This is a genomic window from Roseivirga seohaensis subsp. aquiponti, from assembly GCF_001267955.1.
GTDB lineage: Bacteria > Bacteroidota > Bacteroidia > Cytophagales > Cyclobacteriaceae > Roseivirga > Roseivirga seohaensis.
This window is the reverse complement of record NZ_JSVA01000011.1, coordinates 17,840-42,775: the sequence shown is the minus strand read 5'-3', so window position 1 is coordinate 42,775 and position 24,936 is coordinate 17,840. Positions and strand designations below refer to the sequence as shown.

The window sequence follows — 24,936 nt, the reverse complement described above, 5'->3', positions numbered from 1 at the left end:
TTAGATTGCCTTGCGCTGTAAGGTATCGGTGAAGTTAATCACAAATTTTGCTCCTCCAATATTTGAATACTCCACACTGCCATAAAGTTGCTTTGCCAATCTTCTCACTAACCTTAACCCAAGGCTTTTGGCCTTATTAAAGTCGAAATCTTGCGGCAGACCTAGGCCAGAGTCACTCACTGTCAACTGATGTTTCCCATTGCCCAAATCTTCAATCGAAATACTTAACTCTCCTTCTCCTTCTTGGAAGGCATATTTGTAGGCATTTGAAATCAATTCATTCAAGATGAGTCCTAATGGTATAGCCGTATCGATGTCGAAATTAGCTTTCTGAGCAGATTTAACAGACCCTTTAACTTTTCCAGAGCCAGCATAAATAGATGCTAGTTCTGTCATTAGCTGTTCTGCATATTCAGCAAAATCGATTGTAGCAAGATCTTCATTTTGATAAAGCTTTTGATGAATAAGCGCCATCGCTTTCACCCTATTTTGCCCTTCCATAAAGGTATACAGTGCCTTTTCATCTTCAATTCCCCTCGACTGTAAATCGAGCAAACTGGAAACTACTTGCAAGTTGTTTTTTACCCTGTGGTGAATCTCTTTTAATAATAGCTCTTTTTGCTCCAATGACTTCTCTACTTGCGCATTGGCCTTTTTAAGCTTGAGTCCATTACGTTGAATAATAAGCATAATAGCTACTATCAATATCAATACTACTAAAGCACCTGCAATTAGATATCGCTGTTGCTTCAGTTGTGCTGTTTGTCGTTTTTGTGTTTCCTGAAGTAAGTCATTTTGCGCTTCAATGCGCTCTGTTTCAAACTCGGCAGACATTCGCGCTATGGCATCTGTTTTGGCCTGATCGTTAATCTCTTGTGATATCTCTAAGGCTAGTTTACCAAACTCAAAGGCTTTTTTGTAGTCTTTCAATTTAGCGTAAAGATTTGCTTGCCCCAAGGCCAACCGATATCGTACGTTGCCTGCTTCTGATTGTTGGGCTAACTCCCAACCTTCTCTGGCATAAGGCAAAGCCTCATTCCATAATTGTCTTTGTTTGGTCGGATTGTTGGCAAAAACAGAATCAGCCAAAACCAGCTTTTTCTCTACCAAACTCCCATAAATATCACCAACAGACTGAGGGGCCGTTCCTTTTGGAAGATTGGCCACTGATTTCTCGATGTAATCATGTGACTGCTGATAGTTGCCTTTATAAAATTCAATTGTAGATACATTCCTATAATAGTCCGCTGTTGGCCAACCAGAAGTGTTAATTTCTTTTGAAATCTCCCATCCTTTTGTCAGCGATTCAAAGGCCCTATCAAGACTATCTTGTTTAATCAATATCTGTCCGATATTGGTATGCGCCAAAGCAACTGAATTCAAGTTTCCGATCGCCTCATTAATCACCATGGCCTTTTTCATGTACTGCTTGGCCAATTCGTATCTGTTTTGCTCCTTTAATACCAAACCGTAATTCATGTAAAAGGCCCTGAGGTTAACGGTATCTGGCGTTGTTTTTACATATCTAATTCCGTCCAATAAAATTCCAGAAGCTTTTTCCAGCTCTCTTAAATAGTAATACAGCAAACCAGCATTATTATAAGCAGCAGCCATCTTAAATTCTGTGCCTTCTTTTATGTTTCTATTTATTACCGCTTCATATTGCTCAATCGCATTATCAAATTGAGATGCTCTATCATAAGCCTTACCAAGATCATACTGTGTTAGCGTCAGTTCTTCATTCCACTCTATAGACCCAAAAACGTCCATTGCTTCTAGGTAGTACTCAAAACATTCTTCGTCTCCATTGGCCAAATAGGCTTCTGCTTTTGCCCTTAATACAAGGCCTTTAAATTGGGGAGACTCGCTAAAATGTCTTTCAGAAAGTAGTAGTGCTTCATCTAAATAAATCAAACTGGAGTCTAAATTTTTTCTTTCATAGGCCTTACCTAATTCTAAATAGGTTTGAATTTTCAAAGTGTCTTGAATATCAACTCTAAGTATTGCTCTGAGAGAATCCAGACTTTGGGAGAGGCTACTAAAGGGTAGTAATAAAAATAAAAAGCAAGATAGCCTTATAAATGTCTTCAAGGATAAAGGCATGGTTTGTAGTCTAGTTTGAATTCCATTTCAAGATACATTTCATTTTTGTAAATAGAAGAGCTCATTTTTTTTCCTTGCTCAACACCATAAAGGTTAGTCATTTTAAAAACGAATAAGAATTAGCATTTACACATACTTATCTAAACTACATTACGAGACCATTATAACCTTTATAATTATTTGATCACTCATTTTGAAAATAGAGACAAGTGCTACTTAGAAATAAATTGGAAGATTGAGTTCAATCATTATTTGAAAGGAGACATCACGATGAGCCTTTACTGAAATTGTAAGTTTCATTTTTAAACTCGAAATCAAATACTATTTTCAGAACCTAATAGTAAACACATGAAAAAATCAATTCTGGCATTACTACTCCTCTTCACAATGGGGTGCGCCCCAAAAGCTGAAAAATTTACCACAGAGGAATTACCTATTGCCATACCTACCAAGGGAAATACATGGATTGAAGGACTGGATTCTCAGCAAGATAGGGCACTGCTTGATAATGGTGTGAAAAATTGGAATCCAAATAAAGCAACCGCCAAAACCTATTTTTATACTAAGGCCATTGGTGAAATTAAAATTGGGATGAAGGCAAAGGCGGCCAACACTACAACCGTAAATGTCAGTTTCAATGGTGAAAGGAAAACGGTAAAACTCTCCAATACTGAACTCGAACTAGTTTCAATTGCCAGCTTCAATATTGAAAAACCGGGCTATCATACGCTCGAAATCACAGGAGATGACAATTCATCATCTATAGATATTTCTGAAATACTCATTGGCGGGGCTGCTACAGAAGAAAAAGTTTATTTCGCCAAAGATGATTTTTACTGGGGGCGAAGAGGCCCTTCAGTTCATCTAACATATCAGGTGCCCGAAGAGGCATCGGACGTGCTTTATTTCTACAATGAAATCAATGTACCCGCAGGCGAAGATGTATTGGGTAGTTATTTTATGGCCAACGGATTTGTGGAAGGCTATTTTGGAATACAAGTAAATGGCGCTGATGAAAGAAGAATCCTCTTCTCAGTGTGGAGCCCCTTCAAAACCGATAACCCAAAAGAAATTCCTGAAGACCAACAGATTAAAATGTTGAAAAAAGGTGATGGTGTTTATACTGCTGAGTTTGGCAATGAAGGTTCAGGCGGACAGAGTTATCGCAAATACATGTGGAAAGCTGGAACTAGCTATCGCTTTCTTTTAAAGGCAGAACCAGCAGGGAATAACAGTACAGACTATACTGCCTATTTCTTTGCTCCTGAAATTGGGGAGTGGGAATTGATCGCTTCTTTCAGACGACCCAAAACCGATACTTATGTAATGAGGCCTCATTCATTTTTAGAAAACTTCCATACCGAAACGGGTAATCAATCGAGAAAAGGACTATACTCAAACCAATGGGTGTATGACACTAAAGGTAACTGGCATGAAATGACCACCGCCAAGTTTACCGCTGATGCTACCGCCAGAAAAGAATCTAGAATGGACTATGCTGGAGGGGCCGAGGGCACTTCTTTCTTTATGAAGAACTGTGGCTTCTTTACTGGCTGGACACCCATAGATAGCATGATTGAACGTGAACCTTTGGGCGTCGCTCCTAAAATTGATTTTAGCTTGTTACCTTAAAAATTCAGACATAAAAAAAGGGCTTAATAAGCCCTTCCTTCTTTTCCTTCATAGAAATTCATAAATGCCTTATTCACTACCCGATGCCCACCAGGGGTTGGATAATTTCCGGTAAAGTACCAGTCGCCTGAATTATCTGGGCAAGCTTTATGCAGGTTTTCAACAGTTTGGTACACTACTTCAAGTTCTGCTTTCATGCCTTTCGGGCGAACAATTTCAGTGATTTTAGCCGAAATTTCATCGTCAGTAAACTGATCGTAAAGTGCCTTTATATAATTTGTCTGATCTTTATTATCAATGTTTGTCGCAGCCATTTCGTAAGCCTTCTCAAGCTCTTTATGACCTTTGCCATACTTTTCTTCTAGCAACAGCAACATTGCCCTAAAGGCTACAAACTCCTTCATTTTCGACATGTCTATTCCATAACAGTCTGGGTAACGAATTTGCGGTGCTGAAGAAACAATCACAATCTTTTTAGGCTCGAGCAAATCGAGCATCTTTAGAATACTTTTTTCCAAAGTAGTTCCTCGAACAATCGAATCATCAACAACTACGATGGTATCTACCTTTTTCTTAATTACCTCATAAGTAGTATCGTATACACTGGCTACCAATTGGTCCCGACTTTCATCACTAGCAATAAACGTTCGCAGTTTGGCATCTTTAATTACCAGTTTTTCTACCCTTGGCTGAAAACTCAAAAGTTCTTCAACATCATCAATATGCGGTTTCCCATCAATGATAATATCCTTCCTTTTGCGAAGCAGGTATTCGTCTACCCCTTGCATCATACCCAAGAAAGAGATTTCAGCAGTATTAGGTATATAAGAGAAAACTGTATTCTTTAAGTCGAAATTAACAGCCTTTAATATTTGAGGGATTAATAGCTTACCAAGCTCTTTTCTCTCACGATAAATATCTGGATCGGTACCTTTCGAAAAATATATTCTTTCGAATGAACAAGCCTTAAGCTCGCGTTTTTTCATGATTGGCACTTCATCCCATTCACCATCCTTATGTACAATCAAGGCATGGCCTGGCTCTACCTCAGAAATATCGGAATAGTTTACATTGAAAGCTGCTTTGATTGCCTGCTTTTCGGAGGCCACAACAATCACTTCATCATCAATGTATTTGAAAGCTGGGCGAATTCCATTTGGGTCGCGAACCACAAACGATGCCCCATGCCCTAGCATTCCCACCATGGCATAGCCGCCATCAAAGTCCTTAAATGAACGTTTCAGCACACGCTGAATATTCATTTCACTTTCTATAATTTCGGTAATTTCGGTATTGTTCTTTTTCTTTTTGTATTTCTCAAAAATTCGCTGGTTTTCCTCGTCCATAAAATGGCCGATTTTCTCCATTACCGTTACCGTATCTGTTTTTTCTTTTGGGTGTTGCCCTAATTTTAGAAGCAAATCAAAAAGCTCGTCAACGTTAGTCATGTTGAAGTTACCCGCCATTACTAAGTTTCGGCTTCTCCAGTTATTTTGTCTCAGAAATGGGTGACAATTTTCAATACTATTTTTGCCGTGTGTTCCATAACGAAGGTGACCTAACCAAACTTCACCCGTAAAACCCATATTATCCTTCAGCCATTTAGCATCTTTAGGATTGTAGCCTTCTTTCTTTTGGGCCTTCTCAAATTTCTTCGAAATTTTCCCGAAAATATTCGTGATCGGCTGCTGGCTTATGGTTCTGTAACGGCTAATGTAACGGGTTCCAGGGTCTACGCCAATCTTGATGTTTGCCACCCCAACCCCGTCTTGACCGCGGTTGGCTTGCTTTTGCATCATGATGTAGAGTTTACTTATGGCGTAGGTGGCTGAGCCATACTTGTCGATGTAGTATTGGAGGGGTTTTCTGAGACGGATTTTAGCAATCCCGCACTCGTGTTTAATCTGTTCGCTCATTTAGTCGATTCAAAGGGCAAAGTTAATACTATTCAAAACGTTCAACAACCAATCTGATTTAAAGAATAACAATAACAGGGGCGCAACCAAAATAGTGCCCAGTATTTTGTCAGTTAAGCTTCCTGTTACAGGGTTCTCGGCCTCTTCCCTAGTTTTAAAAAACATGTAATAAGGTATTTTTAAATAGAAAAAGAGAGAAACAACAGTATTCAACAAACCGAAAATTAAAACCCAAATTAAAATGGAAGAGCCTTCCGTTTGCCAAGATTCCCAAAGGCTTGAGAAAATATAAAGCTTGGCATTGAAACCGGCCATAGGTGGAAGTCCTGTGAGCGAAATCATTACAATAAGGAGCAACACTCCTAAATAAGGCACTTTGGATCCCATTCCTTTAAAGACATCAAAAGAAGTTTTGCCTTCATTATTTTCGAATAACTGAACCAAGAAGAAAGCCCCAAAATTCATTAACAGATAGATACTTCCGTAGAATAGTGCCGAAGTTGATCCACTTTCAGAAAAAGCTAAAACACCAACCAGCAGAAAACCCGCATGAGCAATGGAAGAATAGGCCAACATTCGTTTGACATCTTTTTGCCAGAGGGCTGAAAAATTACCCACCGTCATGCTAAGAATGGCAATAATTCCTAGCCATAACTGCCAATCGATTATGGCTACATCAAGGTTTGCCACAAAGCGGAACAAAATGGCCAAGGCTGCTAATTTCGGTAATGAAGAGAAAATAGCCACAATTGGTGTGGGGCTGGCCTCGTACACATCGGGTGACCAAATATGAAAAGGAAAGGCACCTAGTTTGAAGACAAAGCCACCAATAGTCATTATTAAAGCCAAGGAAAGTGGAATTATTGATACTTGAGAAATGCCTTCTGCAAAGGCAGTTGAAGTAAAATCTAATGTGCCCGTAAAGCCATACAGCCAACTCATTCCGTAGATCATTACTGCAGAGGCCACAGCGCCAAACAGCAAATATTTCATGGCTGCTTCAGAATTTTTTTTGCTTTTGAAAAGCCCCGTGAGCACATAAGAACAGATAGAAACCAGTTCGATGGCCACATAAACCATTAAAAAATTAATAGACGTGGTCATCAAGAAAGTGCCCAAAACCAAGCCGAAGAATAGCAATAGCGTTTCGCTTGATTTAAAAAATTTCTCCTTTTGCTTAGAGCGAAGCATCATCACCAAACCGATCATTCCGCCAATACTGAAAAGCGCTTTCAAGTAAATGGCTGCTCCATCCAAACGGACCATTCCGCCCATAAGGATTCTATCTCCTTCAATATTTCCCCAACCAGCAATAAGTAAAGCCAAGGAGAATGCCAGACCGACAAAAGCAATGGCTGCCAAACCAACCGACTTGTTTTCTTTGAAAATCAAGTCATAAATCAACAAAAGCACTGCGGTGATGACCAAAGTGATTTCTGGTGCTAACCAAGCAATATCAGCTGAAATACCCTGAATTTGCTCTTTCAGCCCAAGTGCCATATTGGATTGAAACAACATCATTCAACGGAAAGGATTAAAAGCTGTGTGAAACCTTCCACTGAATTGTTGATAAGATCGAGCAAAGTGGCTGGATAAATACCGAACCAAATGATCAGGATTACCAATGGAACCAACATCACATATTCTCTGGCATTCAAATCCACCAAAGTCTCTCTCCAGGCCTTGTCTTTCACCCAAAACTTGCCAAAGAACATTCGCTGGAGTGTCCACAAATAATAGCCTGCGCCTAATACTAAACCCAAAGTAGCCACCACTGGCATCCAATATGGAATGGCGCCAATTACGGTTGAAGATTTAAACGCTCCGATAAACACCATCAGTTCGGCAATAAAGCCTGAGAAGCCCGGCAAGCCTAATGAGGCAAAGAAAGCGATGGTAATCAGAATGGTGAATTTCGGCATTTTAGAAGCCAAGCCGCCATAGTTTTCGATTCCACGGTCATGTGTTCTATCGTACAATACACCCACCAAAAGGAAGAGCATACTCGATATTAATCCGTGACTGAACATTTGATAAATCGCGCCAGTGACACCCTCGACTGTCATGGCGGCTAAACCTAGTAGCACAAAGCCCATATGAGAAACGGAACTGTAAGCAATCAATCGCTTTAAATCTTTTTGCGCCAAAGCGTTCATTGCGCCATACAAAATGGAGAACAAGCCAAAAAAGCCGATCAGCCACGAATAGTGAAATGCACTATCGGGGAAGAAACTAAAGGCCGTTCGGATGATTCCGTAACCGCCAATTTTCAATAGAATTCCTGCCAGCACTACAGAAACTGCGGTTGGTGCTTCTACGTGTGCATCGGGTAACCAAGTGTGGAACGGAAAAGCTGGAAGCTTAATCGCAAAACCGATCAACAAGGCTAAAAACGCCATCCATCGGGCAGATTGACCGAAGATTTCACCATAACTGTTTTTCCCTAAAAATGAATCAGGCAGGTAGTTAGCGTCATCCGCCATTGAAATCATGTTGAATGACTTCACAATATTTTCACTTTCCATTTGCCCAGCTTGCACCGCATACTGTATACTACTGATCATGTCCGGAGAAGCCTCAGAAACATTTTCAATCACTCCTGCTTCTATACCTGTTTTTACTGGGTCATAAACCGAATTGTAAAGTCCAATCATAACGATCAGGATTAGAATGGAACCAACTAGCGTATAAAGGAAAAACTTAATAGCAGCGTATTCTCTTTTTGGCCCGCCCCAAATTCCGATAAGGAAATACATAGGCAAAAGCATAAACTCGAAAAAGAGGTAGAAAAGGAAGAAATCTAGCGCCACAAAACACCCTAAAACGGAAGTTGATAACAGCAAGTACAACCCAAAATAGCCCTTTTGTTTTTGTTTGATTCCAAAGGAAGAAATAGCACCAATAAAAAGTACAATGGCCGCTAGAAGCAACAAAGACAGGTTTAATCCATCTACCCCTACAAAATAATCGACAGAGAATTTACCGAGGGAACCCAGTTCCACCGAAAACCATTCGGCTTTATCTACCAACTGAAGTTGATCTTCGGAATTGGTGAGGCCTTCCACCGAAGCATCAAAACTAGTAACTGCCACTACGGATAACACAAGCGTAACCCCCAATGCGCCAAGAGCGACCCATTTGAAACTACTGGTTTTAGACTGTGGTAAAAATAAGACCACAAGCGCTCCAAGTAGCGGGGTAAATATGATATAGGTTAAAAGATTTTCTATCATTTCACTAAAATAGAAGCCAGATTAACATAAGAATTAAAAAGGCCAAAGCAGCCATAATATATGCTTGTACATTACCCGACTGCACCGAACGCGTCAGTTGCCCAACGCGCCCTGTGGTATAAGTCGTCAAATGTACGAATCCATCAACGATATTCCTGTCGAACCAAGCAATGAGGTGCGCAAACACCACCTGAAACTTGGCGATAAAATTGATGAAACCGTCTAAAACCACACGATCGAACCAAGCAATACGCTTCGCCTTCCACAATATGAATTTCAATATAATCTTTTCGTAAAGCGAATTCTGATACCAATGGTAAAATGAAATTTGGGCTACAAAACCAATTGGTTCGCGCTGCTCAACAAAAGAAGCTGAAAATTTTGCTCCTGGCCTGAATAAGAAGTAGGCAATCGCCAAACCCGCCAATGCTAAGGTAATTGAAAGACCCGCCACCCAAAAATGTAAATTCTCAAACCATTCATGAGGCAAATCCATCAGATTGAATGCCGCATAACTTTCGGGCACCAAGAAAATTGGATCTTGAATTAGGTTATAAAACCAAGTGTTTTCTGCCTTCATAGTGAAGCCAAAAATTACGCTCAGAGAACCAATGGCCAATAGCACCATAGGCAATTTCAAGAATACATTTCCTTCCTTTAAAGGCTTGAGTGTAGCATTTGCTGGAATAAGTTTTGGCAATCTGAAATCACCCGTAAACACCAAGAAGATCATTCTAAAGGTGTAGAATGCAGTGATCAATACTGTGGCAAAGGCTAGCACTTCAATAAAATAGAAGCCTCCACCCTTTTCATCAATCCACACTGCAGTGTTCAATAAAATTGCATCTTTTGAAAGGAAACCAGAAAAGCCAGGTAAACCCGCCAAGGCCAATGCGCAAATCAAAAAGCAAATGAAAGTCACTGGCATATACTTCCTAAGTCCACCCATTACGCGCATGTCTTGCGGATCAAAGTTGACATCCTTGCCCTCAAGTTGATGCAATTGATGAATGATAGTTCCGGCACTTAAGAAAAGTCCTGCCTTAAACATGGCATGAGTTACTAAATGGAAAAGCCCAGCGGTATAAGCACCCACGCCCATGGCCAACACCATATAGCCCAATTGCGAAATGGTACTATAGGCCAAAACCTTTTTAATATCGAATTGAGAAAAAGCTGCAACGGCAGCCATAAAAGCAGTAATAGCTCCTACAACGGCCACAACTTCCAAGGCCTGAGCATCTAAAATCACAAAGATTCGTGCGATCATAAACACACCAGCCGCCACCATAGTAGCTGCGTGAATCAATGCCGAAACTGGCGTTGGCCCTTCCATGGCATCGGGAAGCCAGACTTGCAATGGGAATTGAGCCGATTTACCTACAGCCCCACAAAACAGGGCAATTCCAGCCGCACTGAGCCATCGGCCATCGAGGCTATTTCTGACCAACTCGCCATTTTTAAAGTATTCGGCTACCCAATTTCCATCTTCAATACTGCTGAGTACTGTCAATGATTTTATGCCTTCTAAATCGAAAGTTTGGAACTGAGAATAGAGAATCATCAAGCCAGTGATGAAACCTAAATCACCAATGCGGTTCATGATAAAGGCTTTGTTAGCTGCTAGAGAAGCTGATTTCTTTTCGAACCAAAAACCAATAAGCAGGAAAGAAGATAAACCCACCAATTCCCAAAAAATGAAAATGAAGAGCAAATCGTAAAACAGAATAATGCCCAGCATGGAGAAGGTAAACAGGCCAAGCAAACCAAAATAGCGGGACTTGTTCTCATCATGGCGCATATATTCCATAGAAAAGAAATGCACCAACACCGAAATAAAATTAACCACCACCAACATAATCAGCGCCAGTTGGTCGATGAGGAAAGAGTAAGTGAGTTGCGTATCACCAATGCTGAACCAGTTACCACGAATTGATACTCCCGTAGTGTCCCAATATTGCGAAGCCAGGTAAATGGAAATCACAAGGTTAATTCCCAATAACATCGTGCCCCAGACGGGCGCTATTTTCTTTAGGAAAGTGGTTGTGAAAAACGACATTAACGGAATGGCCATCAAAGCGATGACCCAATAAATCAGAGGATTAAATTCCGTAGTCGATATGATATCATTCAAATCAATCATCCTTTCAGTTCATTGATTTTATCCAAATTGGCCGTTTGGAAATGTTGATAGACTTTGATTACGATTGCCAGCGCTACTGCGGCTTCGGCAGCGGCTACGGTAATGACGAAAAGCGCAAAGATCTGGCCCTGCAACTCTACCGCATCAAAACGGCTAAAAGCAACTAAGTTTAAGTTGGCAGCATTCAACATAAGTTCAATACCAATCAAAACGGCAATGGCATTTTTGCGAGTAACCACAACGGCCAAACCGATACAAAACAAGGCAGCACCCAACAGTAAAATCGTATTAAGCGGCATCGGTTCCCTCCTCTCTTGTATTTCCTGCAATGCGCACTGCGCCAATTAAAGCGAGTAAAAGCAAAATGCCAATCACTTCGAAAACCAATACATAATCCGTCATGATTTTCATTCCTAAATCTCGAACACTTGAAGGGGATGAAGGCGCATTTTTCATCCAACCCATATTGGCAAAATCTGCCATTTCAATGGCTTTGGCCAAAATATAAAATAGCCCGACCGAGATCAAAATTCCAAAAAACTTATTGTACACCTCAGTTTCCACTTTGGCTTGCGACAGACGGTTGGTGAGCATAATTCCAAAAACCATCAATATGAGGATGCCCCCTACATACACCAAAATTTGGGTGATGGCTACAAATTCAGCACCGAGCAATACGAAAATGCCCGCCATGCCGATGAACGTGGCAATAAGGGCAAATGCCGAATACAGAATATTCTTAGACAATAGAATAAACAAAGCCGACAGACCCGTAAGTCCTAAAAACGCATAGAATATGATGTTCTCTATTGGCATCCGTTAATCGTTTGTCTCATTTTTATCTTCATCATCCTTTTTCTTCGGCTGAATTTTTGGCCGCATTATCGGGCGAGGTTTTGGCTTGGCTTCTTCCGAAGAACCTTCCTCCTCTTTCTTCCTTACCTGAATTTTAGGTCGAATCACCACTCGCTGCACAGGCTTTTCTTCCGAAGCATTTGCTTTTGGTGCTGCAGGAATTTTCGGTTTCGCTGGGATTTTCGGTCTTGTAGCTTTTGGAGCCTCGTCTGCTTTAATTTCCTCCTTTGGTTCCTCTGTTTTCTTGGCCTGAATTTTTGGTTTCATCACCACTTTTGGCCTTACTGGCTTAGGCGCATCATCCTTCTTTTCTTCGGTAGAAGTTGTAGCCGTCTTTGGCTTCATTGGCTTAGGCCTGAAAGCTGGCTTTGCCCCTGCGGGTTTTGCAGCCGTTTCAGTTGCAGGTTTGCTTTTTGCAAAAGCCGCCATCTTCTCTTTCTCTTCTTCCTTCTTTTTGTTGAACTCTTCTAAAGCCTGCTTTTTCTCCAGAATTTCCAGCGGTGTCATTTCGCCAAAAGCAAAATTATGGTCCGCAAAATCGAAAGCACTGAAATCGTATTCCTTCGTCATGGTGAGGCATTCCGTAGGGCAAACGGTAGTACACAAACCACAGAAGCAGCATTTTGCCATATCAATATCGAATTTGGCGGCATGAATACGTTTTGGAGTGCCATCGGAAGTCTTCCCGATTTCTTCTACCGCCCTTACTGGCTCAATGTCAATACAGTCTACAGGACAAATTTTAGCGCACTTGTCACAGACAATGCAATCTTCAATTTCATTGTGAAGCTTATAGCGCCCATTGTCGGGCACAGGAATTATTTCTTTAGGGTATTGCGTGGCAAAAATCCCATTCTGCTTCTCGAAGTAATTTTCTTCATCCACATACAATGGATCGCGCTGAGTAGTGGCATCCTTCATGTGCTCAAAAGTAACCTTGAGCCCTTCTTTCAGGGTTTTTGTAGCAATGGCGATATTTTTCCAGTACTTACTCATATCATCAGCAATCTCCACAAAGCACTCACCAAAACCAAAATTATAGCGCCCGGAGTCAGGTATTTCCAGCTTAAATTCATGAGCTGATCTAGCCTTAATCTAGGGTAGGTCCAACGGATCCAAATTTGCAAACCTACTGTAAGCAAAGCCTTCGACACCAACCAAAATGCGCCCCATAAATGTCCTGCAATTGTGCCCGGTTCGCCACTGGTCCAATCGGCCAAGGCCACAGCACCAATGTTCGGTAGTGGAGTATTCCAACCACCCCAAAACAGAATTGCTCCTAAAAATGAAATCAAGAGCATCATACCATATTCTGAAAGCATGATCATGGCCCATCTGAAACCGGAATATTCTACATGAAAACCAGCGACCAATTCCGATTCTGCTATCGGAATATCAAATGGAGCACGGTTGGCCTCGGCCAAAGAGGCAATGAAAAAGATAAGATAAGCAAAGAAGAAAAATGGTATTCTGAAAATGTTCCAAGTCAGGAAGCCGCCAATGTGAGTAGTTTCAATTCCCAAAGCCTTAATGCCGAAAAGGAAGTTCTGAGCATTCGGGTCTATGGCATTGATGAATATCCCTTGCTGATAAACGATCTCTTGTAAGTTGAGGGACTGAGAAACCATAATGACGCAGACCACGGACAGCCCTAAAGGAATTTCATAAGAAATAATTTGAGCCACAGAGCGCATAGCGCCCAGCAAGGCATATTTACTATTAGAACCCCAACCTGCCATCAAAATACCAATCACATCTAGCGAAACGATGGCCAATAGGTAGAAAATTCCAGTTTCAATTTGAGAACCCCCAAAATCTGAAGTGAGCGGGAGCACGGCAAAACCAGCAAATACCGAAGTAAAAATAATGAGTGGGGCTACTTTGAAGATTCTTTTATCGGCTGCTAAAGGAACAATATCTTCTTTTTGGAGCAGTTTGAGCAAGTCGGCAACGGTTTGGAGCAAACCATAAGGACCCGTTTCCATTGGACCATACCTGTCCTGAATGAATGCAGAGATTTTTCTTTCCGCATACACCGCAAAAATGGTATAGATGAGCACAAAATTTAAAAAGAATAAAAATGCGTACACGATCCGAATTTCCCTTGTTCACTGCAAAGAAAGTATATAATTCGTTAAGTCGTAAAGTAAAGCCTACAAGATGTGTAGGATAATCAGTTATTAACTCAGAACAAGCCTCACTTATGTTTCCTTTTTAACCTATCTACTCCCACAAAACGTGTTTCTCCAATTTAATTTCTTCTTGAAAAAAGAGTTCGGCAGCAGCCTGAAAAGAAGGGGTGAAATCAGAAACAAGGAACCTGTTCTTCCCTGAGCGTTCAATGGCAAGTAAGTCGCTTTCTTGAAGCATATTTTGCAAAGCATGAGCAACTATGGTGGAAGAATCAATCACTTCGATTTTATCCTGAAAAAATGCCGACACCTGCTTTTTGATCAAAGGGTAATGCGTGCAGCCCAAAATCAAGGCTTCTATCCCTTCAAGTTCTTCTCGCCCCAAGTACTGATTTATGATTTGCTCCGAAATGTCGTTCTTGTAAAAGCCCTCTTCAATCATGGGCACCAAGAGCGGTGTTGCTAAAGCTCCAAAGTTAATTTTTGGGTTTTCACTCTTTAGCTTTCGTTCATAAACACCAGAGCCCACAGTTTGCTTTGTGCCTATCAAACCGATATTAGCATCATCATTATATTTCTCGGCCACATAAGCCACCACAGGGTCGATTACATTAAGCACTTGTGCTTTGCTACCCACATAAGCTTTAACGAGCTCATAAGCGGCCGCAGAAGCCGAGTTACAGGCAATCAAAATCACCTTACAGCCTTGTTGCAGCAGCACATCACAAATTTTTACCGAATAAGCCTGAATGGTAGCCGCAGACTTATCTCCATAAGGTAAATGAGCACTATCACCAAAATAGATGATTTGTTCATTGGGTAGTAGGTTTTTTACCGCATGCGCCACGGTAAGACCTCCCATTCCACTATCAAAAATTCCTATGGGTTGATTTTTTGTCATGTATAACTACGAAGGTATTTGTTTCGAATAAAAACTTAACGCGGCAGTGCTAAATTATTATTGACTTTCTGAAGGAAGGGAATCCGACTGTTTATTTTTTTACCAGCCGTTAAATAATGTGAAAGGCAGGTAGACTGCCATTTGCCTTACTATCTTTAGGGATGCTAAATCACGGAAAAAACACGAATGTCGAGCAAAGAAGTAGAGACATAAAAAAAGTCTCAACTTTCGCTGAGACTTTAGGAAGTGATCTGGCTGGGGCTCGAACCCAGGACCCTCTCCTTAAAAGGGAGATGCTCTACCAACTGAGCTACCAAATCAAAATGTTTTTCTTGTTGTATTAAGGTCGTTTTCCTTAATTGCGACTGCAAAGGTAAGAGGTAAATAATTAAATGCAAGAGCGAAATTTTAAAATTCTGATATTCATTTTTCTGGGACTTCTATATTTCCAAGAACCTTCTTATTCTCAAGAAGTTACAAATGATTTAAAAATTGCAGATTCTTTGTTCCAAAAGAAGCTCTATACGCAATCACTCACCATTTACGAAAAAATTGCGCGAGAAGAGCAGCTTGCATCACCTGCTATGCTATTAAAGATGGCATTTATATATGAGAGTTTAGAGGATTTAGGAAATGCTCTTTACACTTTGAACAACTATTACAAACTCACTTCAGATAAAAAAGTGCTCACCAAAATGAATGAAATGGCGCAGCAAAATAATCTGGAAGGCTACTCTACCAGTGACTTCAACCTCTTTTTAAAGTTCTTTGATGAAAATAGGAATTACTTTGTGCTGGTGTCTCTTGCATTGGGTGTTCTTATTCTAAGCATGATTTTGAAAAGGAAGAAAAAACTAGAAGAAAGATCTGCCGGGCTTACCATAGGCTTGGCCTTTACACTTTTACTTGCCACCTATTTGCTTAATTTTTCGCAGTTGGCTACCAAAGGCATTATCACTTCGGCCAATGCTTATTTAATGAGTGGTCCTTCTGCTGGAGCCGATTTAATCGAAATTACTGGGGAAGGCCACAAAGTAGAAATTGTGGGTCAGAAGGACATTTGGGTAGAAATTAAATGGAAAAACACTAGGGCTTTTATCAGAGAAAACAACCTTAAAGAATTGCCTTAGAGGTAATGATTCATCCTTGCAAATTTAAAACTGCACTTTAAATTTGTAAGGGTCGTCTATCGATCTACCTCGCCCAAAACAATATCAATCGAACCAATTACCGCAATTAAGTCCGATATTAAACCGCCCTTGGCAAGCTCGTTGATAATAGATAGGTTTACGAAACTTGCACCTCTTGCTTTGCAGCGGAATGGCACATCAGATCTTCCATCGGCACGGAAGAAAAAACCAGTTTCACCTTTTGGGTTTTCGGCTCGAATGTAAAAATCTTGCGCTTTAGGCCTGATTTTCTTTGGCGCTAGTGCGCGAGGGTCGAAATCACGAGTTCTCTTGTGTTCACCCGTCAGTTTCTCTAAGCACTGCTCAATAATCCTTACCGACTCGTAACATTCTTGTACACGCACCCAAGTCCTGTCCCAGCAATCGCCTAAGGTTCCCGCTTCGCCTTTACCTACTGGTATATCGAAATCTATTTCTGGATAAACTGAATAGCCATCTATTTTTCGTAAATCATACTTCAAGCCAGAGCCACGCAGCATTGGACCAGTGATGCCATAATTAATCGCTAAATCGACAGGCAATACGCCCACATTGGCGGTTCTGTCAATAAATATTTTATTGTCGATGACTACTCTTTCTAGCTCCTTAATTTTAGGCTTTAAGTAAGTAGTAAACTCAAGACATCTTTCTTCAAAACCTACGGGCAAATCGTAAAACAAGCCGCCCACCCAAATATAATTGTAAAGCATTCTCGCACCAGAGGCCCACTCCAATAAACGAACAATATGCTCTCTGTCGCGGGTCATCCAGAAAAATGCAGTGACCGCACCAATGTCCATTCCGTAGGAACCAAGCGCAATAAAATGAGAGGCCAATCGGTTCAGTTCGGCTACTAAAACGCGGATGTATTCAACTCGTTTTGGAATAATTTTATCGATACCCAACATGCGCTCAACCCCCATTGCATAAGCATGTTCGGTGTTCATGGCGGCCAAATAATCCATTCGATCTACAAAAGGAATGATCTGATTATAAGGCAGTTTCTCCGCATGTTTTTCGAAACAGCGGTGTAAATAGCCCAAGTGCGGAACCACTTCAATTACTTCTTCGCCTTTGGCCAACACCTCTAAACGAAGTACCCCGTGGGTAGAAGGATGTTGCGGACCAATATTGATAATCATCTCCTCTCTTTTCAAATCTTCTGACTTGAATTTTTGAGGAGCCGACTTGCGCAAATTCTCCTGATCGAAAATATACTGTACCTGATTCGCCACTTAATATTCTACTTTAATTCCGCGATAGTATTCTTGTTCTTGGTAGTCTTTTCTGAGGGGGAAACCATCCCAATCGGCTGGCATTAAAATCCTTCTCAAATCAGGGTGATTATTGATATGAATACCGTACATATCGTAGACTTCTCGCTCTTGCCAATCGGCAGTTTTCCATAAACCACAAAGCGAATCGATGGCTGGTTGCTCTCTTGACAATTCCACTTTTACCATTAAATGGTGATCGAAAGGAATAGAATAGAGGTTATAAATCATCTCCATTGTATTTGATTCTGGGCCGTTGTCTAGGCCAGTAATACAGGAAAGCGAATCGAAATAAAGCTGATCATCTTTCTGAAGGAAACCCATGACCTCCACCAAGTTTTCAGCATTAATATTAATGGCCTTTGGCGAAGCATTTTCGTCTGTCGAAAGAATAATTTCTTCTCCTAAACTGGCTTTAATATGGGTTACAATTTGCTCGAAATTCATGCTACTTTGGCTTTCTTTTCCAACAACTTTTCAATGGCTTTTGGTGCCACAATGGTTTCTTGTCTTATTTTTTCTTGAAGCTTAAGCAAACCACCAATCAGAGCTTCTGGCCTTGGTGGACAACCTGGCACATACACATCTACAGGAATTATTCTGTCTACGCCTTTTACTACATGGTAGCCATGTTCCCAATACGGGCCTCCACAATTAGAACATGAACCCATGGAAACCACATAGCGTGGCTCGGCCATTTGCTCGTAAAGTCTTCTTACACGGTCGGCCATTTTGAAGGTGACCGTTCCCGCTACAATCATTACATCTGCTTGGCGCGGACTTGCGAAAGGCACAATACCGAATCGGTCTAAATCATAGGGAGTGGATTGAGCGCCCATAAATTCAATGGCACAACAGGCTGTACCGAAGGCCATAGGCCACATGGAAGATAGTCGTGCCCAGTTAATGAGGTCATCCAATTTTGAAATGACAATGCCACCTTTCTGTATGTTTCGATCTAAAAGCCCCATTAGTCTCTATACTTTTGATATGCTTCTGCAGGAATTGGCGATTTAAAATCAGAGGCTCGGTTGACTGGCTTTACCCAATCTAAATATCCTTTTCGCCAAGCATAAGCCAAGCCCAAGGCCAATATAAAAATGAAAATGAACATTTCAGTAATTGCGAACCAAGCCCAAGTATAATCAGTGCCTTGTATCAATTCTTTGTCTCCAAAAATTACAGCCCATGGGAATAGATAGATGATTTCCACTTCGAAAAGCAGGAAGATAATAGCGACAATGTAAAACTTGATATTGAACTGACCCCAAGCCGTACCGATGGTTTCTTCACCCGACTCGTAAGTAGTCAGTTTTTCGTAATTAGGTTTTTTGGGACGAATAATACTGGCTGCAATAAGCCCTACCGACACGAATGTGATGGCTCCCAAGATAAAAATCAATACCGTTCCGAATTCTGTAAGGTTAGGCTCTATCATTCTAATTTAAAACTTCAATGGGTCGATATACTGAAAATGACCATTCAACTGGATGCGCTCTTTGGCGCGCTCCATTTCTTTCACAAAAGGAATAGCTAATTCCATATGCCTGATCAAAAATTCGTATCGCTGCGACTGGTTTTCCATTTGCAACATATCGTATTCTTGTTCCAAAGATAAGCCCAATTTATGAACCAGCTCATATTCCTCGGTCAAATTCGCAACATTGAGTTTGTGATCCATCCTGAGAATCTCCACTAATTGAGTGGCCAGTTCCTTTAAGCGAGACCATTGTTTGGCTTCACCGTCTTTATTGTTCTTTATAAAGGTAACTTTCCCTCCTGCGTAGAGTTTTCCCTGTACCATTTCTTGAAATGTAACCAATTCGAAAACCCGAGTACAGCGGGTCACAATATCCATTTCCCCATTGGCGTAAGTTTTGACTACCTTCTCAACAATCATTTCAGAACCAAACTCCATAATTCCGGTGTCGAATACAGGAATACCAAAGCTTTTGCCCTCGGCTACACACTCTTTAATCAGCTGTTTATAGCGAGGTTCAAAAATATGAAGGTTGAGTTTTTCGTCTGGAAAAACGACAAGCTTTAAAGGAAAAAAGGGGAGAAATGTTTCCATAATAAATCAATTGGTAGTAAAAAAGAAAAGCCCCTGTCGGGGCTTTTTGTTTTACATATTCTTTACAATTTCATCTCCAAATTCAGAGCATTTAAGGAGTGTCGCTCCGTCCATCAGTCGCTCGAAATCGTAGGTTACTCGTTTTTTAGCAATTGAAGCTTCCAAACCTTTGTAAATCAAATTAGCAGCTTCTTGCCAGCCAAAATATTCTAACATCATAGCGCCAGAAAGAATTACTGAACCTGGATTCACTTTGTCCTGACCTGCATATTTTGGAGCAGTACCGTGGGTAGCTTCAAAAATTGCATTTCCTGACAGGTAATTGATGTTTGCTCCTGGTGCAATACCAATACCACCTACAATAGCAGCCAAAGCATCAGAAATATAATCACCATTAAGGTTTAATGTTGCGATTACTGAATACTCAGCTGGTCTCAAAAGGATTTGCTGAAGGAATGCATCGGCAATCACATCTTTGATGATCACTTGGTGTCCATCTTTCTCAATGATCTGCCAAGGTCCACCTTCATAATCTTTAGCTCCGTAGCTATTTTTAGCCAATTCGTAACCCCAAGTTTTGAAAGCCCCTTCGGTGTATTTCATGATGTTACCTTTGTGTACTAGGGTAACAGAATCTCTTTTTTGTTCGAAAGCGTAATCGATGGCGCTTTTCACCAAACGATGTGTTCCTTCTTCTGAAACTGGTTTTAAGCCATAACCTGCGGTTTCAGGAAATCTTACTTTTTCGAATTTTTTAGGGAAAGTTGACTTTAAAAAATCATTCAATTTCTTAGCGTCTTCAGTTCCTTTTTCGAACTCAATACCAGCGTAAATATCTTCTGTATTCTCTCTAAAAATCACCATATCAGTAAGACCTGGCTCTTTTACTGGAGAAGGCGTTCCTTCAAACCATCTTACCGGACGAACACAAGCGTACAAATCCAATTCTTGACGAAGGGCAACATTTAATGAACGAATTCCTCCACCAACTGGAGTAGTTAATGGGCCTTTAATACCTACCAAATACTCTCTAAAAGCATCTAGCGTAGCGGCTGGCATCCATTCGCCTGTTTGGTTAAAGGCTTTTTCTCCAGCCAAAACTTCTTTCCAAACTATGCTTTTTGCACCACTGTAAGCTTTCTCTACAGCGCTATCCAAAACCTTTTGGGCGGCTGGCCAAATATCTACACCAATGCCATCTCCTTCGATAAATGGAACTGTAGGGTTGTTGGGTACATTTAGAACCCCGTTACTAATGGTTATTTTTTGTTCGCTCATTTCGTTAAACGGTTATTTGATTCGTAATTTGAGTTAATCTTGCTAAGGTAAGAAATTATCTAGGTTGAAAGTTCCTCAATTTGGACTTTCCCTTCAATTTAAACACCTGCTTTTAATAGCTTTCCTTATCGTTAGGAAAGTCTTTTGCTTTTACGTCTTTCACGTAGTTGGTCACCGCATCTTTAATTGTAGTACCCAAATCGGCATACTGTCTTAAAAAACGTGGTTTAAACTCTGTGGTAATACCCAGCATATCGTGGATTACCAACACCTGACCGTCTACATGTGGGCCAGCCCCTATACCAATGGTTGGAATATTAATTTCTTCAGAAACACGTTTGGCGAGTTCGGCAGGAATTTTTTCGAGCACGATTGCATAGCAACCGCAGGCCTCTAAAAGCTTAGCATCTTCAATTAGTTTATCTGCCTCTTCTTCTTCTTTCGCCCTTACTGAATAAGTGCCGAATTTATAAATAGACTGAGGTGTTAGGCCCAAATGCCCCATTACAGGAACACCCGCACTCAAGATTCTAGTGACGGATTCCTTAATTTCGGCACCGCCTTCCATTTTCACACTATGCGCACCAGATTCTTTCATAATTCTGATGGCAGAACGCAAAGCTTCGGAGCTGTTTCCTTGGTATGAACCAAAGGGGATATCAACTGCTACAAAAGCGCGCTTTACAGCCCTTACCACAGAACTGGCGTGGTAGATCATTTGATCAAGTGTAATTGGCAAAGTAGTTTCGTGCCCAGCCATTACGTTAGAGGCCGAATCGCCTACCAGAATTATATCTATACCCGCTTCATCCACCAATGAAGCCATTGAATAATCGTAAGCCGTAAGCATAGAGATTTTCTCTCCGCGGTCTTTCATGGCTTGAAGTTGGTGGGTAGTTACTTTCTTTATTTCCGATTTGTGTATTGACATGTCGATAAAATTAAAGGGGTAAATATAAACATTTACCCCTTCTTGTTTTGCAAAGTATAGCGATGGCTATCTACGGTTATTTTTCATTGAAGATGTGTACATCTCTTTGTGGGAAAGGAATTGAAATTCCTTCAGCATCAAATGCTTTTTTCACCTTCTCAATCATATCCCAGTTAACATTCCAATACTCAGGAGTTGCCACCCAAGCGCGCACAGTAATATCTACACTGCTGTCACCTAGGTTTCCTACCCTTACCATTGGGGCTGGTTCTTTTAAAAAGCGGCTATCGTTTTCTATTATTTTTAAAATAATGGCTTTAGCTTTTTCGAAATCATCTCCATAGCCAATTCCAAAAACTTTGTCCCATCTACGATTTTCTTCCATAGAGAAGTTAACAATATTGGCGCCTGCTACTTTTCCATTAGGCAGAAAAATAGTTTTATTATCGGGTGTTTTCAGTACAGTGTTCATGATAGAAACCCCATTTACTGAACCTCCTGTACCGTCTATTTCTACGTAATCACCTGCCTTAAAAGGCTTAAGTGTTAACACTAAAATTCCACCTGCAAAATTAGCCAAACTGCCTTGTAGCGCTAAACCAATAGCTAAACCAGCCGCACCAAAGACTGCCAAGAAACTTGCTGTTTCAATTCCAATTTGGTCTACAACTGCAAAAAGTAAAACAGCATATAAACCAACTTTAACTACCCCCACTAAGGTTGGGATTAATATTGGGTCAGTCTCTCTTTTAATTAATGTTTTATGAGCAAGTTTTACAAGTCGTTTTATAAGCCAAACTCCAACTATAAGGGTTATTAATGCACCCAATACCTGTAGGCCATAGCTTACTACATAGCCCACTATAAGGTCCCATACTCCTTTTACACTTTCTTGTAAATCAGATTCCATTTTGTTTTTTATTAGTCGTTTAAGGTTTTACTGGTCTAATTTGAACTTAGACTGTGTATTAAAAATCAATACAAATATGCGGAGAAATCAGAGTCCGTCAAATTCACTTGTATATGTTCTTGAATGGTAGTGGCCAGTTCAAGGCCTTTGTAGTCTACCGAAATTGGAAAGCGCTTGTGACTTCTGTTTACCAAAACCGCAGTTTGTATTTTTTTTGCCCCCATTTTCAAGAAGGGATCGAGGGCGTAAATCATGGTTCTTCCTGAATTCATTACATCGTCAACAAGAACCATGGTAAACTGTTCAATTTCTGGAAAGTCAGAAAACTGCACCTGAGGCTGTACTGGCGCATCTTTTTCTACGCTCAGCTTAGCCACGTGTACCGAAATTTTTGAAATCGACTCTATCTCCTTCTTTAACATTGAAGAAATTTTGAGCCCATTTTCAGCTACTCCTACCAAAATAATCTGTTTGAGCTCATGGTTTTGCTCATAGATTTCGTAAGCCATTCGCCTGATTTTTTGTTCAATCTGGCTTTTATCTAAAATTTGCTTTTTCTCTTTTGACATAAACTTTTACCTACTCCGTAGAGGATAGAGGCATTACTTTGCTATCCTTAAAAGTAGAGAGTATGACCATAGACTGCAAGTTATCTACCACAGATATATCGCTTACTTTCTCGAGCATTAGTTTTTGATAGGCTGAAATATCAGCGGCAATCACTTTTAGAACGAAATCGCCAGAGCCGGTTACGTGATGGCATTCGATAACTTCATCTATTTTGTTAATCTCTTCTAAGAAAACATCAATGTTTCCTCTGTTATGACCTTTTAGAGTAGCATATACAAAGGTGCTCACCCCAAGACCGATTTTGTCGGTATCGAGTTTGGCGTGGTAACTTTTGATGATTCCCGAAACCTCAAGTTTTTTTACTCTCTCTAAGGTTGGAGCGGGAGACAATCCAATTTCTTTGGAAAGTTGTGCATTGGTAATTTTTGCATTAGACTGAAGTATCTCTAAGATCTTTCTGTCTATTTTGTCGAGTTTGATATTTTGACCCATTACTAAGTGTTTTTACGAAATAATATTCGGAATACTAGTTATTTACTGAAATAAAAGCAATACGAAATTACATTTACGGAGAATTTTCAACGTTTTTTCTTTTTGATTTCTTTTTCTAGCTCTCTGGCTTTTTTATTAGTTTCCTCTTTACGCTTTGTGTTGTCTCTTATTTTATCAAGCATAGGGGTAGCCTCATCGTACCGCTGTTCTTGTACATAATATTCTGATAGGTGAAGTAAAGAATAGATATGATAACCAGATTCCTCAAGCTCCAACGCATTTGAATAGGCAATGGTTTGGAGATAATAAGCTTCTGCTTTATCCCACTCGTTTCGCTTCCTATTAATATCTGCCAAAAAGAAGCTGGCATACCTGCCACTCATTTCTTCATAACCTACCTTACCATCCTTTATTCTACTCATAATTTCGAGCGAAACTCTTTCTGCATCTTGAAACTGCCCCGCGGTATATAGCATCTGCGCGTAAAAGCGATGAAAATACGGGTTGTTTGGGTATTGCTCATTCATGTATTCAGCCCATCTGAGGGCATCGAATGTTTCGTTCAACTCAAATGCCTTGATACGCATTAAAAAATAAATGGCCTCTACCCTAGTATAAAAAGCATTGGTTGCTACCGTTTTCATTTGTTCAACCCCCAATTTTTTATCGCCTTTTGGGAAGAAAAATAAAACCGGCCTTAAAAGTGGATATTCTTCTCTAATCCAAACCGAATAATAGTTAAACAAGGCATCTCCAAAAAGGATTTCGGGGCTGAAACTTTCGTTGCCGTGTGTTCTTTCTAAATACTTTAGCGCAAGTCTTCCTGCATTAGTCGCTCTTCCCCAATTCTTTTTTTCAGAATGATATCGACCTTGAAAACCATAAGAACCAGCTAAGAAGAAATTTGCTTCTATGTTATCCTTATCAATTTCTATCATGGCCTCTGCCTTTGCAATAGCCGTATCCATGTGGGCCAAAAATTCCTCTCCTAGCGGAGATTCCTTTTCCAAATTGGGCATCATTTGCCACCAAGTACTTATTCCATATAAGAAATAACCGAGGGGGTGTTCTGGGAAATTGTATTTTATCCAATTGAACTCAACTTCCGCTTTACGAAAATCGAAGTTATACATATAGTCAACCGCATCTGTAATTTCCTTCTGAAGGTTCATGTTGAGCAACAGATACTTGGCCGTATCGCCTAAAACCTTCTCTTTTTGTACCTGCGCATTTATCACATTCGGCACTGCTAAAAACAGCACGAACACACCTATAATTACCTTCTTCAAAACCTTCAAATTGATTTATGTGCAACGGACACGC

23 protein-coding genes and 1 tRNA gene are annotated in these 24,936 nt (G+C 40.5%); 2 read left to right on the top strand and 22 right to left on the bottom strand.

All coding sequences use genetic code 11. From position 1 onward, the window contains the following. A complete protein-coding gene (locus OB69_RS11555; RefSeq protein WP_053223896.1) occupies window positions 1-1,977 on the bottom strand; it encodes a histidine kinase dimerization/phosphoacceptor domain -containing protein in 1,977 nt (658 codons plus the stop codon). A gap of 474 nt (window positions 1,978-2,451) precedes the next feature. Here OB69_RS11555 and OB69_RS11550 point away from each other — a divergent pair, with 474 nt between their 5' ends. Then, window positions 2,452-3,735: a DUF3472 domain-containing protein gene (locus OB69_RS11550; protein ID WP_053223895.1), complete on the top strand. Its 1,284-nt coding sequence runs from the start codon at window positions 2,452-2,454 to the stop codon at window positions 3,733-3,735. Window positions 3,736-3,758: 23 nt separating this feature from the next. On the opposite strand, the gene OB69_RS11545 is transcribed toward OB69_RS11550, so the two are convergent. From OB69_RS11545 to OB69_RS11500, 10 genes are all read right to left on the bottom strand, one after another. Then, entirely contained in the window at window positions 3,759-5,651 is a 1,893-nt protein-coding gene (locus OB69_RS11545; protein WP_053223894.1) for an amidophosphoribosyltransferase, read from the bottom strand. Between the two features lie 9 nt (window positions 5,652-5,660). Next, a complete protein-coding gene (locus tag OB69_RS11540; protein WP_082338163.1) occupies window positions 5,661-7,172 on the bottom strand; it encodes an NADH-quinone oxidoreductase subunit N in 1,512 nt (503 codons plus the stop codon). Then, the gene (locus tag OB69_RS11535) at window positions 7,169-8,884 is read right to left on the bottom strand and encodes a complex I subunit 4 family protein (RefSeq protein WP_053223892.1); all 1,716 of its coding nucleotides are present in this window, start codon (window positions 8,882-8,884) and stop codon (window positions 7,169-7,171) included. Before OB69_RS11535 ends, OB69_RS11540 begins: the two co-directional genes overlap by 4 nt. Before the next feature lie 4 nt (window positions 8,885-8,888). Beyond that, complete coding sequence (gene nuoL, locus OB69_RS11530) at window positions 8,889-11,027, bottom strand: NADH-quinone oxidoreductase subunit L (RefSeq protein WP_053223891.1); 2,139 nt, start codon at window positions 11,025-11,027, stop codon at window positions 8,889-8,891. Next, window positions 11,024-11,326, bottom strand: a complete 303-nt coding sequence (gene nuoK, locus OB69_RS11525) for an NADH-quinone oxidoreductase subunit NuoK (RefSeq protein ID WP_053223890.1) — start codon at window positions 11,324-11,326, stop codon at window positions 11,024-11,026. The genes nuoL and nuoK overlap by 4 nt, the downstream gene beginning before the upstream one ends. Beyond that, entirely contained in the window at window positions 11,316-11,843 is a 528-nt protein-coding gene (locus tag OB69_RS11520) for an NADH-quinone oxidoreductase subunit J family protein (protein ID WP_071426775.1), read from the bottom strand. The genes nuoK and OB69_RS11520 overlap by 11 nt, the downstream gene beginning before the upstream one ends. Window positions 11,844-11,846: 3 nt before the next feature. Next, entirely contained in the window at window positions 11,847-12,878 is a 1,032-nt protein-coding gene (locus OB69_RS18235; protein ID WP_071426774.1) for a 4Fe-4S dicluster domain-containing protein, read from the bottom strand. Then, the gene (locus OB69_RS11510) at window positions 12,875-13,972 is read right to left on the bottom strand and encodes a complex I subunit 1/NuoH family protein (RefSeq protein ID WP_053223888.1); all 1,098 of its coding nucleotides are present in this window, start codon (window positions 13,970-13,972) and stop codon (window positions 12,875-12,877) included. The genes OB69_RS18235 and OB69_RS11510 overlap by 4 nt, the downstream gene beginning before the upstream one ends. 133 nt (window positions 13,973-14,105) lie before the next feature. Further along, window positions 14,106-14,915, bottom strand: a complete 810-nt coding sequence (gene murI / locus OB69_RS11505) for a glutamate racemase (RefSeq protein WP_053223887.1) — start codon at window positions 14,913-14,915, stop codon at window positions 14,106-14,108. 247 nt (window positions 14,916-15,162) lie between these two features. Then, window positions 15,163-15,235, bottom strand: a tRNA-Lys gene (locus tag OB69_RS11500). A 72-nt stretch (window positions 15,236-15,307) separates the two neighbouring features. Here OB69_RS11500 and OB69_RS11495 point away from each other — a divergent pair. Next, window positions 15,308-16,045, top strand: a complete 738-nt coding sequence (locus OB69_RS11495; RefSeq protein WP_053223886.1) for an SH3 domain-containing protein — start codon at window positions 15,308-15,310, stop codon at window positions 16,043-16,045. Window positions 16,046-16,101: 56 nt separating this feature from the next. Here the strand turns inward: OB69_RS11495 and OB69_RS11490 are convergent, their stop codons facing one another. The 11 genes from OB69_RS11490 to OB69_RS11440 form a co-directional block, all read right to left on the bottom strand. Further along, a complete protein-coding gene (locus tag OB69_RS11490) occupies window positions 16,102-17,319 on the bottom strand; it encodes an NADH-quinone oxidoreductase subunit D (RefSeq protein ID WP_053223885.1) in 1,218 nt (405 codons plus the stop codon). Further along, entirely contained in the window at window positions 17,320-17,805 is a 486-nt protein-coding gene (locus OB69_RS11485) for an NADH-quinone oxidoreductase subunit C (RefSeq protein ID WP_053223884.1), read from the bottom strand. Further along, on the bottom strand, window positions 17,802-18,329 hold the full coding sequence (nuoB, locus tag OB69_RS11480) for an NADH-quinone oxidoreductase subunit NuoB (protein WP_053223883.1): 528 nt from the start codon (window positions 18,327-18,329) through the stop codon (window positions 17,802-17,804). Before nuoB ends, OB69_RS11485 begins: the two co-directional genes overlap by 4 nt. Continuing rightward, complete coding sequence (locus OB69_RS11475; protein WP_053223882.1) at window positions 18,329-18,796, bottom strand: NADH-quinone oxidoreductase subunit A; 468 nt, start codon at window positions 18,794-18,796, stop codon at window positions 18,329-18,331. The genes nuoB and OB69_RS11475 overlap by 1 nt, the downstream gene beginning before the upstream one ends. Window positions 18,797-18,802: 6 nt before the next feature. Then, a complete protein-coding gene (locus OB69_RS11470; RefSeq protein WP_053223881.1) occupies window positions 18,803-19,432 on the bottom strand; it encodes an LON peptidase substrate-binding domain-containing protein in 630 nt (209 codons plus the stop codon). A gap of 51 nt (window positions 19,433-19,483) precedes the next feature. After that, window positions 19,484-20,710 (bottom strand): NADP-dependent isocitrate dehydrogenase, encoded by a 1,227-nt coding sequence (gene icd, locus OB69_RS11465; protein WP_053223880.1) that lies wholly within the window; start codon window positions 20,708-20,710, stop codon window positions 19,484-19,486. Between the two features lie 112 nt (window positions 20,711-20,822). After that, window positions 20,823-21,641: a 3-methyl-2-oxobutanoate hydroxymethyltransferase gene (panB, locus tag OB69_RS11460; RefSeq protein ID WP_053223879.1), complete on the bottom strand. Its 819-nt coding sequence runs from the start codon at window positions 21,639-21,641 to the stop codon at window positions 20,823-20,825. A gap of 76 nt (window positions 21,642-21,717) precedes the next feature. Continuing rightward, window positions 21,718-22,551 carry a mechanosensitive ion channel family protein gene (locus OB69_RS11455; RefSeq protein WP_053223878.1) on the bottom strand — a complete coding sequence of 278 codons (834 nt, stop codon included), beginning with the start codon at window positions 22,549-22,551 and terminating at the stop codon, window positions 21,718-21,720. 65 nt (window positions 22,552-22,616) lie between these two features. Continuing rightward, window positions 22,617-23,120, bottom strand: a complete 504-nt coding sequence (locus OB69_RS11450) for a phosphoribosyltransferase family protein (RefSeq protein ID WP_053223877.1) — start codon at window positions 23,118-23,120, stop codon at window positions 22,617-22,619. Window positions 23,121-23,130: 10 nt separating this feature from the next. After that, window positions 23,131-23,613 (bottom strand): Lrp/AsnC family transcriptional regulator, encoded by a 483-nt coding sequence (locus tag OB69_RS11445; protein ID WP_053223876.1) that lies wholly within the window; start codon window positions 23,611-23,613, stop codon window positions 23,131-23,133. An 86-nt stretch (window positions 23,614-23,699) separates the two neighbouring features. Then, a complete protein-coding gene (locus OB69_RS11440; protein WP_071426776.1) occupies window positions 23,700-24,902 on the bottom strand; it encodes a tetratricopeptide repeat protein in 1,203 nt (400 codons plus the stop codon). Between the last annotated feature and the right edge of the window lie 34 nt (window positions 24,903-24,936).

Bases quoted from the DNA above. Each gene is read 5' to 3' on its own strand.
- OB69_RS11550 (WP_053223895.1), top strand. From the start codon at position 2,452: ATGAAAAAATCAATTCTGGCATTACTACTCCTCTTCACAATGGGGTGC.
- OB69_RS11545 (WP_053223894.1), bottom strand. From the start codon at position 5,651: ATGAGCGAACAGATTAAACACGAGTGCGGGATTGCTAAAATCCGTCTC.
- OB69_RS11540 (WP_082338163.1), bottom strand. From the start codon at position 7,172: ATGATGTTGTTTCAATCCAATATGGCACTTGGGCTGAAAGAGCAAATT.
- OB69_RS11535 (WP_053223892.1), bottom strand. From the start codon at position 8,884: ATGATAGAAAATCTTTTAACCTATATCATATTTACCCCGCTACTTGGA.
- nuoL (WP_053223891.1), bottom strand. From the start codon at position 11,027: ATGATTGATTTGAATGATATCATATCGACTACGGAATTTAATCCTCTG.
- nuoK (WP_053223890.1), bottom strand. From the start codon at position 11,326: ATGCCGCTTAATACGATTTTACTGTTGGGTGCTGCCTTGTTTTGTATC.
- OB69_RS11520 (WP_071426775.1), bottom strand. From the start codon at position 11,843: ATGCCAATAGAGAACATCATATTCTATGCGTTTTTAGGACTTACGGGT.
- OB69_RS18235 (WP_071426774.1), bottom strand. From the start codon at position 12,878: ATGAGTAAGTACTGGAAAAATATCGCCATTGCTACAAAAACCCTGAAA.
- murI (WP_053223887.1), bottom strand. From the start codon at position 14,915: ATGACAAAAAATCAACCCATAGGAATTTTTGATAGTGGAATGGGAGGT.
- OB69_RS11495 (WP_053223886.1), top strand. From the start codon at position 15,308: ATGCAAGAGCGAAATTTTAAAATTCTGATATTCATTTTTCTGGGACTT.
- OB69_RS11485 (WP_053223884.1), bottom strand. From the start codon at position 17,805: ATGAATTTCGAGCAAATTGTAACCCATATTAAAGCCAGTTTAGGAGAA.
- nuoB (WP_053223883.1), bottom strand. From the start codon at position 18,329: ATGGGGCTTTTAGATCGAAACATACAGAAAGGTGGCATTGTCATTTCA.
- OB69_RS11475 (WP_053223882.1), bottom strand. From the start codon at position 18,796: ATGATAGAGCCTAACCTTACAGAATTCGGAACGGTATTGATTTTTATC.
- OB69_RS11470 (WP_053223881.1), bottom strand. From the start codon at position 19,432: ATGGAAACATTTCTCCCCTTTTTTCCTTTAAAGCTTGTCGTTTTTCCA.
- icd (WP_053223880.1), bottom strand. From the start codon at position 20,710: ATGAGCGAACAAAAAATAACCATTAGTAACGGGGTTCTAAATGTACCC.
- panB (WP_053223879.1), bottom strand. From the start codon at position 21,641: ATGTCAATACACAAATCGGAAATAAAGAAAGTAACTACCCACCAACTT.
- OB69_RS11455 (WP_053223878.1), bottom strand. From the start codon at position 22,551: ATGGAATCTGATTTACAAGAAAGTGTAAAAGGAGTATGGGACCTTATA.
- OB69_RS11450 (WP_053223877.1), bottom strand. From the start codon at position 23,120: ATGTCAAAAGAGAAAAAGCAAATTTTAGATAAAAGCCAGATTGAACAA.
- OB69_RS11445 (WP_053223876.1), bottom strand. From the start codon at position 23,613: ATGGGTCAAAATATCAAACTCGACAAAATAGACAGAAAGATCTTAGAG.